Origin of the sequence: Paenibacillus sp. FSL K6-1122 (assembly GCF_037977015.1) — a bacterium.
Lineage (GTDB): Bacteria > Bacillota > Bacilli > Paenibacillales > Paenibacillaceae > Paenibacillus > Paenibacillus amylolyticus.
Genome location: NZ_CP150272.1, coordinates 307666 through 321196 on the forward strand (window position 1 = coordinate 307666; position 13531 = coordinate 321196).

The window sequence follows — 13531 nt, forward strand, 5'->3', positions numbered from 1 at the left end:
TTTTTCCATGAGGAAAGGAAGATGGTCTTCATTTATTAATCAAAAGCTGCAACAAAGCAAGCTCTCCACATTGATGGTGACTTGCTTTATTGCGTTTAACCTCCTGCTCGTCTCGGTTGTGGTCTGGCTGGCATATCAGTCTTTCTCAGCAGTCACCTTTGCCGAGATTAGCAAAGCACGCCTGGCTCTTCTGAACGAAAGCACACGTCGGGGATTTGATTTCATCACAGGGGTAACCGGAACTTCCTATGCTTTGGCAAGCAATCGGGAACTGTCCAGTCTGCTCGAAACGGCTGATACGGGCAGGCTTGCACAGATTCACCAGCGGAGAGAGGTCTCTCGAATTCTGGATCATACCATGGTCGTGAGTGAAGGCATCACTTCCATCGAACTGTATACGGATGTCTTCAATGAAGTGACAGTGACTATGGCTGATCGCATATTTCCGGTGGACACCATCGCACACGACTCTTGGTTTGCTACGCTGGAAAAGGCTGATGCGGCTTGGGTTCCGCTGCGTGAGAACGAATCTGGCCAATCCCTGGTCGGATACGCCCAACGGATTTTCGACAGTCGTGGCGGGACGGTTGCCTATGTGCTCATTCGACTGAGTAGAGCCGACATCGTACGCAGGTTTGCTGATGTACCCATGGTGCTTGATGGAAAAGTCCTGTTGGTAGATACGGCTGGTAATGTCGTAATGCAGATGGGGAGAGTTGATCCAACAGGGGAGAATGAACGAGTGGATCGAAGAAATGAAGCGAGTACAGTACAGGAAACGGGGGAAGCTGTAAATTCATCTTCTTCTATTATAGATAGTGCATGGATTCAGGAACATGTCCAGCATGGTGCAGACGGGTACGAAGTAGTTTCCGGCCAACCTGGAGGTGCTCAATTGGTGCTGTACTCCAGGCCAGCCATGCTTCAGTGGCGCCTCGTACAGACTATTCCGGTATATACACTGTTATCTCCGCTCAGACAAGCAGGCTGGCAGATCCTTGGCATCGCCGTGCTGGGACTATTATGCTCGGCTGTGCTGGCGTACCTGTTTGTAAGGCAGATCATCCGACCTTTGCGACAATTAATCAGACGAATGAGACAACTGGAGAAAGGGGACTTCGATACCCGGGTCCAACTTTCGTTTACGGAGGAATATGCCCATTTGGCTTATGGATTTAATCACATGGCTTCACAGCTCACGACGCTGATGGAACAGGTGAAGGATGAGAGCCGGGCCAAGCGTGAAGCCCAGACGGGCTTGCTTGAGGCCCAGATCAAACCCCATTTTTTATACAATACCCTCGACATGATCCACTGGCGCGCACTTGATTACGAAGCCAAGGATATCAGTCGCATGATTGTACAACTAAGTAAGCTGTTACGGATCGGACTGAGTGGAGGGAGACTGTTTATACGGGTTCGTGATGAGTTGGAACATGCCCGTTGCTACGTTAACATCCAGTCAGAGCGGCTACCGTTCTCCATTCAATATCAGGAGCAGATCGATCCGCATATTCGCGGTTGTTACATTCCCAAGATCATTTTGCAGCCCTTTATCGAAAATGCCGTTATGCACGGGCACCCTGAAGAAGGCACACTTCGAATTCAGGTGCATATGCACGAAGAGGTTGGCCCGCATGAGGATATCGTCATTCGTATCACGGATAATGGGCGGGGTTTGCCGGAGGGGTGGAAACTCGAAGAGACGTGTGGCATCGGCGTACGGAATGTACATCAGCGCATTCAGCTTTATTGTGGGAAGAGGTATGGTGTTCAACTGAGCGATAGAGAGTCAGGTGGAGTGGAAGTGACCATTACGCTGCCGCGTATTGAGACCGACGAGCAATTAAATCTATGGCTGGACGGTGAAAAATGATGAAGACCATTATGCTTGTTGATGACGATCCTCATATTGTAAAGGCATTAACAGATCATATCGATTGGCCTTCTATGGGCCTCAGCATTGCAGGCACTGCTTCCAATGGCTTGGATGCGCTGGAGCTGTTTCACCGCATGCATCCAGATGTCGTTATGACTGACGTATATCTACCGGGGATGACCGGGCTTGAGATCACACAGACGTTGCGACGTGATCATCCCCACTTGCCGATCATCATTCTTAGTGGATATGACGAATTCGAGAACGCCCGGGCAGCCATGCGCTGGGGGGTGAATCACTTTTTGCTGAAGCCGGCAGAGGTTGAGGAGATTGAGTCTGTGCTGCGTGAGGTGTTACTGGAACAAGATGTGCGAGAGCGGCATGAGCGACTGGAGCAGACGTACAAGCAGGAGGTCGGACGGGTACTTCCGTATTTGCGCAAACAATTTCTTCACGAACTGCTGACTACGCGATATCGGGCAGACGAGCTTCCCAAAGAACGCATGGACTATATAGGCATTCATATGTCCTCCCAGACACGCGCCATTAGCCTGCAACTGAATCGCCCCGTATTTTTGACACGAATGAAAGAACGGGATTGGCAGCTTCTCCGCTATGGGGCGGCCGATATTATTCAGGAAACGGTGAAGGAGCAAGCGGCGCGCATGAATGGTCAGGTAGAGATTGTTGATTATTCGGATCAGGTATTTGTGTTGCTTCTATTAGGAGATAAAGATCATCTGGAAGAATGCCTGCCATTCGTGGAGAGGATGATCGATCAGATCTTTACGTATCTGAAAATTGAAGTGAGTGCTGGAATCGGAAGATCCAAGAGTCACCCATGTGAGGTGATAGATTCCTATCTCGAGAGCAGGGAAGCGGTGGAAAAAGCAGAGTTTCAAGGTGGAAGTCGTATCTACCACTATGAAACATCAGAGGAAACAGAACCAAGTGTGACCGATTATTCATTATTGCTTCGTCAATGGAACGAGGCTTGGGCGGATATTCGACCTGACCTGGCGGAAGAGGTATGGCATCATATTTGCCTTTTGCTGAAAGAGGGGAAATGTGTTGGGATACAGGATGTACAGGTTGTGGCCGTCAGTCTGTTCGACACGTTGATGCATAGCTGGAACCGACTTCATCCTATGTCAACGCCGCCGCTGGCGATGAGTGATTTTTTGCGTGAAATTCAATCGAAATATGCTTTGCATGATCTGGTAAAGTGGATGGATCGTATTATCTGCGACTGGCTGGAACAGATACGTAAGGAGATGAGCGAGAAGAAAAGCAATAAACTTATCGAGCAGGTGAAACAGTATGTAGAGCTTCATTACGCCGAAGAGATTAGTTTTGAAGCGATCGCCAAGGGGCTGTTTGTACATCCGAAGTATCTGAGTCAACTGTTCAAAAGGGTGACCGGTGAGAATTTCGTGAGTTATTTGAACGGGTACCGGATTCAGAGGGCGTTGGAACTGTTGCAGTCGGGACATTACATGGTATATGAGGTGAGCGAGATGACGGGGTTCCGTAATGCAACGTATTTTAGCCAGGTGTTCAAAATGCTTACGGGCAAGAGTCCGTCTGAGGTGGGGTAGAGCGATACAGGTATAGTAATTAAATAAAGTGGAAGAGGAGGTATGGTTCTTATGATGATCGATCAGCAGGAATATTACATTAAAGGCTTATGTTACTCCATTAGATCGGCAGAGGAAAAGGATGCTGAGGCCTTGTCTTCACTACGTGTACAAATCGATGGGGAGACCGAGAACATGGATCGTGAAGAGGGCGAGGCGTATATCGACGCAGCCGGGTTTAGGCGAATCATCCATTTGGACACTGAGAAGTCACGGAATCTGTTCCTTGTTGCTGTAGTAGAGGGTGAGATTGTGGGATACTCCCGATGTGAAGGTACAGTGCTGAAGCGCTTTTGCCATAAAGTTGAGTTCGGCGTGTGTGTGGCCCGAGAGTTCTGGGGGCATGGGATTGGCAAGAACTTGCTGGAGAGGTCGATAGAATGGGCAGACCGGACTGGTGTAGAGAAGATGACGTTGAACGTGCTGGCATCCAATGAAAAGGCAATCGAGTTATACCAAAAGAGTGGCTTCGAGATCGAAGGTATTTTGAAAAAGGATCGGCGACACACGGATGGACAGTATCACGACACGATAGTGATGGGCAGGTTCAGAGACTAATAGTATAAAAAGTGAAAATCACAATCTATATAAGCCCACAGCTTATGGAGTTCAGTTATTAGATTCGAAATCCACATAACAGATAGCAGCGTTATTGAGTAGAGGTATTATGTTTCTTGTTTTATAGAACGAATGTAATGATGTTGAATGGGTCTGTTCACAACCTATATGAGATAGATTAGACCGGTGAGTGTATATAGGATATAGTAAGAGGATATTGCCATTGGAAAAAGAGATTATGAAGAGATTGAATCGAATATATAATCAGTTTTCATATGGGATATTTTACAAGTAGCAATTGTGTTGTGTATATGATATATTCTAATTCCGGCCAAGAAAACACGGTTTACACGGTGCGGTAAGCGAATGAAATAAGCTTCGAAAGAAACTTGAAAAAAAGAGCTTGCTAAGTTGGTTCGGAAGTGTTATGATATAAAAGTTGCTGAGGAGAACAATGCTCGGTAACGAAAACAAGTTTGATCTTTGAAAACTGAACAACGAGTGAGTAAACATTCTGCTTGCAGAATGAATGCGAAAGTTTGAGACAAGCCTTGGTTTGAATCGACTGGAGCACAAATGAGATTTTTAATCTCGTCAGATTCAAAATGAGCTTATCGCTCTTTTCAATACTTTATTGGAGAGTTTGATCCTGGCTCAGGACGAACGCTGGCGGCATGCCTAATACATGCAAGTCGAGCGGACTTGAAGAGAAGCTTGCTTCTCGGATGGTTAGCGGCGGACGGGTGAGTAACACGTAGGCAACCTGCCCTCAAGTTTGGGACAACTACCGGAAACGGTAGCTAATACCGAATAATTGTTTTCTTCGCCTGAAGGAAACTGGAAAGACGGAGCAATCTGTCACTTGGGGATGGGCCTGCGGCGCATTAGCTAGTTGGTGAGGTAACGGCTCACCAAGGCGACGATGCGTAGCCGACCTGAGAGGGTGATCGGCCACACTGGGACTGAGACACGGCCCAGACTCCTACGGGAGGCAGCAGTAGGGAATCTTCCGCAATGGGCGAAAGCCTGACGGAGCAATGCCGCGTGAGTGATGAAGGTTTTCGGATCGTAAAGCTCTGTTGCCAGGGAAGAACGCTTGGGAGAGTAACTGCTCTCAAGGTGACGGTACCTGAGAAGAAAGCCCCGGCTAACTACGTGCCAGCAGCCGCGGTAATACGTAGGGGGCAAGCGTTGTCCGGAATTATTGGGCGTAAAGCGCGCGCAGGCGGTCATTTAAGTCTGGTGTTTAATCCCGGGGCTCAACCCCGGATCGCACTGGAAACTGGGTGACTTGAGTGCAGAAGAGGAGAGTGGAATTCCACGTGTAGCGGTGAAATGCGTAGATATGTGGAGGAACACCAGTGGCGAAGGCGACTCTCTGGGCTGTAACTGACGCTGAGGCGCGAAAGCGTGGGGAGCAAACAGGATTAGATACCCTGGTAGTCCACGCCGTAAACGATGAGTGCTAGGTGTTAGGGGTTTCGATACCCTTGGTGCCGAAGTTAACACATTAAGCACTCCGCCTGGGGAGTACGGTCGCAAGACTGAAACTCAAAGGAATTGACGGGGACCCGCACAAGCAGTGGAGTATGTGGTTTAATTCGAAGCAACGCGAAGAACCTTACCAGGTCTTGACATCTGAATGACCGGTGCAGAGATGTACCTTTTCTTCGGAACATTCAAGACAGGTGGTGCATGGTTGTCGTCAGCTCGTGTCGTGAGATGTTGGGTTAAGTCCCGCAACGAGCGCAACCCTTATATTTAGTTGCCAGCACTTCGGGTGGGCACTCTAGATAGACTGCCGGTGACAAACCGGAGGAAGGTGGGGATGACGTCAAATCATCATGCCCCTTATGACCTGGGCTACACACGTACTACAATGGCCGGTACAACGGGCTGCGAAATCGCGAGATGGAGCCAATCCCAACAAAGCCGGTCTCAGTTCGGATTGCAGGCTGCAACTCGCCTGCATGAAGTCGGAATTGCTAGTAATCGCGGATCAGCATGCCGCGGTGAATACGTTCCCGGGTCTTGTACACACCGCCCGTCACACCACGAGAGTTTATAACACCCGAAGTCGGTGGGGTAACCGCAAGGAGCCAGCCGCCGAAGGTGGGATAGATGATTGGGGTGAAGTCGTAACAAGGTAGCCGTATCGGAAGGTGCGGCTGGATCACCTCCTTTCTATGGAGAATCGTTTCCTGCAACGGAAACATTCAAATACGCAGCTTAGCTGCAAAACACTCACTCGTTGTTCGGTTTTGAGAGCTCAAACTCTCAAACAGCTTGCTTTTGCATGGAGCTTGTTCTTTGAAAACTAGATATCGAAACGAAACAAACGCGAATTAGAACATTCCTTTTTAGCTGAACTTGTGTTAAACAAGTTTCAATAAAAACGGTAGTCAAATTGCTTTTGTGATGGTATCGGGTGAGAGCGACTTTTGGCTTTGCGCAAGCAAAACAAGGGAAGCGAGCGACCGAAACCGGAACAAAATGGTTAAGCTACTAAGAGCACACGGAGGATGCCTAGGCGCTAGGAGCCGATGAAGGACGTGGCGAACAACGAAACTGCCTCGGGGAGCTGTAAGCAAGCTTTGATCCGGGGGTGTCCGAATGGGGAAACCCAGCTGGGGTAATTTCCAGTTACTCACAACTGAATACATAGGTTGTGTAGAGGCATACCAGGGGAACTGAAACATCTAAGTACCCTGAGGAAGAGAAAACAATAGTGATTCCGTCAGTAGCGGCGAGCGAACGCGGAGAAGCCCAAACCAGAGAGCTTGCTCTTTGGGGTTGTGGGACGTCTCACATGGAGTTACAAAGGAACCGGTTAAGCGAAGAGGTCTGGAAAGGCCCGCCAAAGAAGGTAAAAGCCCTGTAGTTGAAAGTTGGTTCCCTCCGAGACGGATCCCGAGTAGTGCGGGGCACGTGAAACCCCGTATGAATCCGGCAGGACCATCTGCCAAGGCTAAATACTTCCTAGCGACCGATAGTGAAGCAGTACCGTGAGGGAAAGGTGAAAAGCACCCCGGAAGGGGAGTGAAATAGAACCTGAAACCGTGTGCTTACAAAAAGTCAGAGCCCGTTTTAGGGGTGATGGCGTGCCTTTTGTAGAATGAACCGGCGAGTTACGTTCCCGTGCAAGGTTAAGGTGAAGAGCCGGAGCCGCAGCGAAAGCGAGTCTGAATAGGGCGACTTAGTACGTGGACGTAGACCCGAAACCGGGTGATCTACCCCTGTCCAGGGTGAAGGTGCGGTAACACGCACTGGAGGCCCGAACCCACGCATGTTGAAAAATGCGGGGATGAGGTGGGGGTAGCGGAGAAATTCCAATCGAACTCGGAGATAGCTGGTTCTCCCCGAAATAGCTTTAGGGCTAGCCTCGGAAAACAGAGTCGTGGAGGTAGAGCACTGATTGGGTGCGGGGCCCGCAAGGGTTACCAAGCTCAGTCAAACTCCGAATGCCATAGACTTACTTCCGGGAGTCAGACAGTGAGTGCTAAGATCCATTGTCAAAAGGGAAACAGCCCAGACCATCAGCTAAGGTCCCCAAGTGTGTGTTAAGTGGGAAAGGATGTGGAGTTGCACAGACAACCAGGATGTTGGCTTAGAAGCAGCCACCATTGAAAGAGTGCGTAATAGCTCACTGGTCGAGTGACTCTGCGCCGAAAATGTAACGGGGCTAAACACACCACCGAAGCTATGGCTTGATGCTTTGCATCAGGGGTAGGGGAGCGTTGTATAAGGGTTGAAGGTGTACCGTAAGGAGCGCTGGACATTATACAAGTGAGAATGCCGGTATGAGTAACGAAAAGATCAGTGAGAATCTGATCCGCCGAAAGCCTAAGGGTTCCTGAGGAAGGCTCGTCCGCTCAGGGTAAGTCGGGACCTAAGGCGAGGCCGAAAGGCGTAGTCGAAGGACAACAGGTCGAAATTCCTGTACCACCGTAAGCCGTTATGAGCAATGGGGGGACGCAGTAGGGTAGTGACGCGGACTGATGGATGTCCGTCTAAGCAGTAAGGCTGATGTGTAGGCAAATCCGCACATTGTAAGGCTGAGCTGTGATGGGGAGCGAAAATTATAGTAGCGAAGGTCATGATCTCACACTGCCAAGAAAAGCCTCTAGCCAGGTGATGGTGCCCGTACCGCAAACCGACACAGGTAGGCGAGAAGAGTATTCTAAGGCGCGCGGAAGAACTCTCGTTAAGGAACTCGGCAAAATGACCCCGTAACTTCGGGAGAAGGGGTGCCCCGGTAGTGTGAATAGCACGAGGGGGCCGCAGTGAAAAGGCCCAAGCGACTGTTTAGCAAAAACACAGGTCTGTGCGAAGCCGTAAGGCGAAGTATACGGGCTGACGCCTGCCCGGTGCTGGAAGGTTAAGGGGAGTGGTTAGGAGCAATCCGAAGCTGTGAACCGAAGCCCCAGTAAACGGCGGCCGTAACTATAACGGTCCTAAGGTAGCGAAATTCCTTGTCAGGTAAATTCTGACCCGCACGAATGGCGTAACGACTTGGGCGCTGTCTCAACGAGAGATCCGGTGAAATTTTAATACCTGTGAAGATGCAGGTTACCCGCGACAAGACGGAAAGACCCCATGGAGCTTTACTGCAGCTTGATATTGAATTTGGGTACGATCTGTACAGGATAGGTGGGAGCCTTTGAAGTGTGAGCGCCAGCTTGCATGGAGGCAACGTTGGGATACCACCCTGATCGTATCTAGGTTCTAACCTGGTACCGTAATCCGGTGCGGGGACAGTGTCAGGTGGGCAGTTTGACTGGGGCGGTCGCCTCCTAAAGAGTAACGGAGGCGCCCAAAGGTTCCCTCAGAATGGTTGGAAATCATTCGAAGAGTGCAAAGGCATAAGGGAGCTTGACTGCGAGACCTACAAGTCGAGCAGGGACGAAAGTCGGGCTTAGTGATCCGGTGGTACCGCATGGAAGGGCCATCGCTCAACGGATAAAAGCTACCCTGGGGATAACAGGCTTATCTCCCCCAAGAGTCCACATCGACGGGGAGGTTTGGCACCTCGATGTCGGCTCATCGCATCCTGGGGCTGAAGTAGGTCCCAAGGGTTGGGCTGTTCGCCCATTAAAGCGGTACGCGAGCTGGGTTCAGAACGTCGTGAGACAGTTCGGTCCCTATCTGTCGTGGGCGTAGGAAATTTGAGAGGAGCTGTCCTTAGTACGAGAGGACCGGGATGGACGTACCGCTGGTGTACCAGTTGTTCCGCCAGGAGCACCGCTGGGTAGCTATGTACGGACGGGATAAACGCTGAAAGCATCTAAGCGTGAAGCCCCCCTCAAGATGAGATTTCCCAGTATGTAAGACCCCTTGAAGACGACGAGGTAGATAGGCTGGGGGTGGAAGTGCAGCAATGCATGGAGCTGACCAGTACTAATCGGTCGAGGGCTTATCCAATAGCAAGTTCTAAATCGCGTATTTCGTTTCGAATCTAGTTTTCAGAGAACGATCTCTGAATGTAAGCTAAGCTACGCGTTTGGTGGCGATGGCGGAGGGGTTCCACACGTACCCATCCCGAACACGACCGTTAAGCCCTCTAGCGCCGATGGTACTTGGACCGCAGGGTCCTGGGAGAGTAGGACGCCGCCAAGCGAAACCCCATTGGGGTATTTTTTTTCGAAAATTGATAAGGGCCCTTAGCTCAGTTGGTTAGAGCGCACCTCTGATAAGGGTGAGGCCGGTGGTTCGAGTCCACCAGGGCCCATAGCAAGACCACAACAAGAAATACACCAGAGTATGGGGCCATAGCTCAGCTGGGAGAGCGCCTGCCTTGCAAGCAGGAGGTCAGCGGTTCGATCCCGCTTGGCTCCACCATTCCCTGATAGCTCAGTTGGTAGAGCACTCGACTGTTAATCGAGTTGTCACAGGTTCGAGCCCTGTTCGGGGAGCCAGTAAGGCCCGTTGGTCAAGGGGTTAAGACACCTCCCTTTCACGGAGGTAACAGGGGTTCGAATCCCCTACGGGTCATATTATGGAGGCTTAGCTCAGCTGGGAGAGCATCTGCCTTACAAGCAGAGGGTCGGGGGTTCGATCCCCTCAGCCTCCACCATATAAACTTTATAACGACGCGGGGTGGAGCAGCCCGGTAGCTCGTCGGGCTCATAACCCGAAGGCCGCAGGTTCAAATCCTGCCCCCGCAATTATACTTTCCTTTGAGAAAGTGATCTGGAACCGTGGTGTAGTTGGCCTAACATGCCTGCCTGTCACGCAGGAGATCGCGGGTTCGAATCCCGTCGGTTCCGCCATTTTTTTATTCTAGTAAGGCTCGGTAGCTCAGTCGGTAGAGCAGAGGACTGAAAATCCTCGTGTCGGCGGTTCGATTCCGTCCCGAGCCACCATTTATAACACCATGTAATACGCCGGTGTAGCTCAACTGGTAGAGCAACTGACTTGTAATCAGTAGGTTGGGGGTTCAAGTCCTCTCGCCGGCACCATGTAATCCTGGAGGATTAGCGAAGCGGCCAAACGCATCAGACTGTAAATCTGCTCCCGTACGGGTTCGGTGGTTCGAATCCATCATCCTCCACCAGTTTTTCTATGAGTCATTAGCTCAGTTGGTAGAGCACCTGACTTTTAATCAGGGTGTCGAAGGTTCGAGCCCTTCATGACTCACCATTATATGCGCGTGTGGCGGAATTGGCAGACGCACTAGACTTAGGATCTAGCGTCTTTGACGTGGGGGTTCAAGTCCCTCCACGCGCATCCTTTATTTGCGGAAGTGGCTCAGCGGTAGAGCATCGCCTTGCCAAGGCGAGGGTCGCGGGTTCGATTCCCGTCTTCCGCTCCAATATTTTGCGCCCTTAGCTCAGCTGGATAGAGCGTTTGACTACGAATCAAAAGGCCGGGAGTTCGAATCTCTCAGGGCGCGCCATTATAACTTCATATTTTGCCGGCGTGGCGGAATGGCAGACGCGCTCGACTCAAAATCGAGTGGGAAACCGTGGAGGTTCGAGTCCTCTCGCCGGTATATATAACGGGATGTAGCTCAGCTTGGTAGAGCACCTGGTTTGGGACCAGGGGGTCGCATGTTCAAATCGTGTCATCCCGATTGTTGTTATGCGGGTGTAGTTCAATGGTAGAACTTTAGCCTTCCAAGCTAATAGCGTGGGTTCGATTCCCATCACCCGCTTATATATTGAAAAAGAAAGAGACGGTACTCACCGTCTCTTTCTTTTTTTCTGCATTCACAGGCATATTGACCATGATTGTATACGAAGATCATGGATTATATAGCTGATTAGCATGTACCAACATGTATCCCATCCTCACGATATATTCCCCTCTCTTTTAAGTCTGTCCTTAGTCATTGTGGAAGTGTTCAAATAGAGAAGGTCTAACACATGTTCGAACACAAGAATATCTTTTCTTTATCACAATTTATAAAAACGCTTACAAAAATAGCTTGCGTAAATCATTAACCTGTAATACCATATCAATTAAGCGCTTAACCTTTAGGGGTAAGGCGCTTAAACTTAACGTAGATTAAGCGCTTAACCCGTAAAGGAAAGGACGGCGATCAAACTCATGAAAACAATTCGACTAACGATGGCTCAGGCACTGCTTCGATACCTGGATCAGCAATATATCTCGGTTGACGGGGTGGAAACCAAGTTTGTGAAGGGAATCATCGGTATTTTTGGACATGGCAATGTAACAGGCATTGGAGAAGCGCTGGAGCGCAGTCCGGGAAGCCTGACGTATATGCAAGGCAAGAACGAACAAGGCATGGTGCATACGGCAGCGGCTTATGCCAAGCAGAAGAACCGTAGACAGATCTATGCATGTACTACATCCATTGGACCTGGTGCTTTGAATATGATTACGGCGGCAGCTACTGCAACAGTGAACCGAATTCCGGTTTTATTGCTTCCTGGAGACAACTTTGCTACACGGGAACCGGACCCGGTACTTCAGCAGTTGGAAGTGAGCAGTGATTATACAATCTCAGCCACTGATCCATTCAAAGCCGTCAGCAAGTACTGGGATCGCATTGTTCGCCCCGAACAGCTGATGATTGCTGTTACACAGGCGATGCGTGTGCTAACCGATCCAGCAGAGACAGGAGCAGTAACGCTCGCACTGCCGCAGGATGTGCAGGCAGAGGCATACGATTATCCAGAATCGTTCTTTGCCCGCAAAGTACATTATCTGGATCGTCGCCCCCCAGTACAGGCAGCCATTGAACGGGCAACGGAGCAGATTGCCCGAGGCAGAAAGCCGCTGCTCGTTGCAGGCGGCGGTGTGTTGTATTCTGAGGCGTCCGTCCAGCTCGTGGAATTCGCCGAGGCATTTGGTATTCCGATCGCCGAGACGCAGGCGGGCAAGAGCGCAGTTTCTTGGGACCACCCACTAAATGTGGGGGCCATCGGGGTTACCGGCTCTCTGGCAGCCAATAGGCTGGCGAGAGAAGCAGACGTTGTGATCGGCGTCGGTACACGGTTCTCGGATTTCACGACGGCGTCCCGCTCTGCTTTTCAGCATCCAGAAGCTTCATTCATCAACATTAACCTGAACGGCATGGATGCCGCTAAGTTAGGCGGGGAAGCCATTCTGGCAGATGCACGCGAAGGATTGCAGGCTTTGCAAAAGGAATTGCAGGAAAGACAATACCGAAGTGCATATGGTGCATCCGAAATCGCTGATCTCCGCGCTGAGTGGAATGCAGAAGTGGATCAGCTGTATGCAGCTCAACATGAAGCAGGGCTGGCACAGACTACAGCAGTTGGCATCGTTAACCGGACCATTGATCCATCTTCCGTCATAGTGTGTGCGGCAGGCAGTCTGCCGGGTGATCTACATCGTCTGTGGCGTGCGGCTGAACCAAAGACGTATCACATGGAGTATGGGTTCTCCTGTATGGGGTACGAGGTAAGTGGAGCGTTCGGAGCAGCACTTGCCGAGCCGGATCGTGAAGTGTACGCCATGGTAGGGGATGGTAGTTATCTGATGCTGCATTCGGAGTTTGTGACCAGTTTGCAGGAACAGAAGAAGATGACTATTTTATTATTCAACAACAATGGATTCCAATGTATTCATAATTTGCAGCGGGAACATGGTAGTGACGGGTTCGGCAATGAGTTCCGTTATCGGGAATCCGAGAGTGGACGACTGACCGGGGATTACATGCCAATGGACTTTGCTGCACACGCCCGAAGCATGGGAGCCAAATCCTATAGAGCGGAGACAGCAGAACAGCTGGAACAAGCACTCCGAGATGCGAAGAACGAAACAGTGAGTACGTTGATTGAGATTCCGGTCGTGCCTGGAACCAACGCAGGTGGATACGAGTCATGGTGGAATGTGGGTGTACCTGAGGTATCTGCCGAAGAAAAGGTAGTTCATGCTCATCACACCATGCAAGCCAACCGTGCCAAAGCAAGACCGATTTAATCCGGTTTAATATAGTGAACCACAATGTTGAACGACAAAGGAG

4 protein-coding genes, 17 tRNA genes and 3 rRNA genes are annotated in these 13531 nt (G+C 50.4%); all 24 read left to right on the forward strand.

Annotated features, from left to right (window positions below; translation table 11 throughout):
- The first annotated feature begins 7 nt into the window (after positions 1 to 7).
- The 24 genes from NSQ20_RS01360 (at position 8) to iolD (ending at position 13488) form a co-directional block, all read left to right on the forward strand.
- A complete protein-coding gene (locus NSQ20_RS01360) occupies positions 8 to 1876 on the forward strand; it encodes a histidine kinase (protein ID WP_340031668.1) in 1869 nt (622 codons plus the stop codon).
- Positions 1873 to 3477, forward strand: a complete 1605-nt coding sequence (locus tag NSQ20_RS01365) for a response regulator (RefSeq protein ID WP_036674640.1) — start codon at positions 1873 to 1875, stop codon at positions 3475 to 3477. Before NSQ20_RS01360 ends, NSQ20_RS01365 begins: the two co-directional genes overlap by 4 nt.
- Before the next feature lie 51 nt (positions 3478 to 3528).
- Positions 3529 to 4074, forward strand: coding sequence for a GNAT family N-acetyltransferase (locus NSQ20_RS01370; protein WP_340031669.1), 546 nt, complete (start codon positions 3529 to 3531; stop codon positions 4072 to 4074).
- A gap of 631 nt (positions 4075 to 4705) precedes the next feature.
- Positions 4706 to 6258: ribosomal RNA gene (locus NSQ20_RS01375) — 16S ribosomal RNA — on the forward strand.
- 311 nt (positions 6259 to 6569) lie between these two features.
- Positions 6570 to 9495 (forward strand): 23S ribosomal RNA (locus NSQ20_RS01380).
- A gap of 78 nt (positions 9496 to 9573) precedes the next feature.
- Positions 9574 to 9690 (forward strand): 5S ribosomal RNA (gene rrf, locus NSQ20_RS01385).
- The 16S, 23S and 5S rRNA genes sit together here with 17 tRNA genes alongside, the layout of an rRNA operon.
- Positions 9691 to 9728: 38 nt before the next feature.
- Positions 9729 to 9802: transfer RNA gene (locus NSQ20_RS01390), tRNA-Ile, on the forward strand.
- A gap of 34 nt (positions 9803 to 9836) precedes the next feature.
- Positions 9837 to 9912, forward strand: a tRNA-Ala gene (locus NSQ20_RS01395).
- Between the two features lies 1 nt (position 9913).
- Positions 9914 to 9989, forward strand: a tRNA-Asn gene (locus NSQ20_RS01400).
- Between the two features lie 4 nt (positions 9990 to 9993).
- A tRNA-Glu gene (locus NSQ20_RS01405) sits at positions 9994 to 10065 on the forward strand.
- A gap of 6 nt (positions 10066 to 10071) precedes the next feature.
- Positions 10072 to 10147 (forward strand) — tRNA-Val (locus tag NSQ20_RS01410).
- Between the two features lie 17 nt (positions 10148 to 10164).
- A tRNA-Met gene (locus NSQ20_RS01415) sits at positions 10165 to 10238 on the forward strand.
- A 27-nt stretch (positions 10239 to 10265) separates the two neighbouring features.
- Positions 10266 to 10343 (forward strand) — tRNA-Asp (locus NSQ20_RS01420).
- 17 nt (positions 10344 to 10360) lie between these two features.
- A tRNA-Phe gene (locus NSQ20_RS01425) sits at positions 10361 to 10436 on the forward strand.
- 20 nt (positions 10437 to 10456) lie between these two features.
- Positions 10457 to 10532 (forward strand) — tRNA-Thr (locus NSQ20_RS01430).
- A gap of 9 nt (positions 10533 to 10541) precedes the next feature.
- Positions 10542 to 10627, forward strand: a tRNA-Tyr gene (locus tag NSQ20_RS01435).
- 10 nt (positions 10628 to 10637) lie between these two features.
- A tRNA-Lys gene (locus NSQ20_RS01440) sits at positions 10638 to 10713 on the forward strand.
- A 6-nt stretch (positions 10714 to 10719) separates the two neighbouring features.
- Positions 10720 to 10800: transfer RNA gene (locus tag NSQ20_RS01445), tRNA-Leu, on the forward strand.
- A 10-nt stretch (positions 10801 to 10810) separates the two neighbouring features.
- Positions 10811 to 10885 (forward strand) — tRNA-Gly (locus NSQ20_RS01450).
- A gap of 7 nt (positions 10886 to 10892) precedes the next feature.
- Positions 10893 to 10969: transfer RNA gene (locus tag NSQ20_RS01455), tRNA-Arg, on the forward strand.
- A gap of 17 nt (positions 10970 to 10986) precedes the next feature.
- Positions 10987 to 11065, forward strand: a tRNA-Leu gene (locus NSQ20_RS01460).
- 7 nt (positions 11066 to 11072) lie between these two features.
- Positions 11073 to 11146 (forward strand) — tRNA-Pro (locus NSQ20_RS01465).
- A gap of 10 nt (positions 11147 to 11156) precedes the next feature.
- Positions 11157 to 11227, forward strand: a tRNA-Gly gene (locus NSQ20_RS01470).
- A gap of 395 nt (positions 11228 to 11622) precedes the next feature.
- Positions 11623 to 13488, forward strand: a complete 1866-nt coding sequence (iolD, locus tag NSQ20_RS01475) for a 3D-(3,5/4)-trihydroxycyclohexane-1,2-dione acylhydrolase (decyclizing) (RefSeq protein ID WP_340031670.1) — start codon at positions 11623 to 11625, stop codon at positions 13486 to 13488.
- The last annotated feature ends 43 nt before the right edge of the window (positions 13489 to 13531 follow it).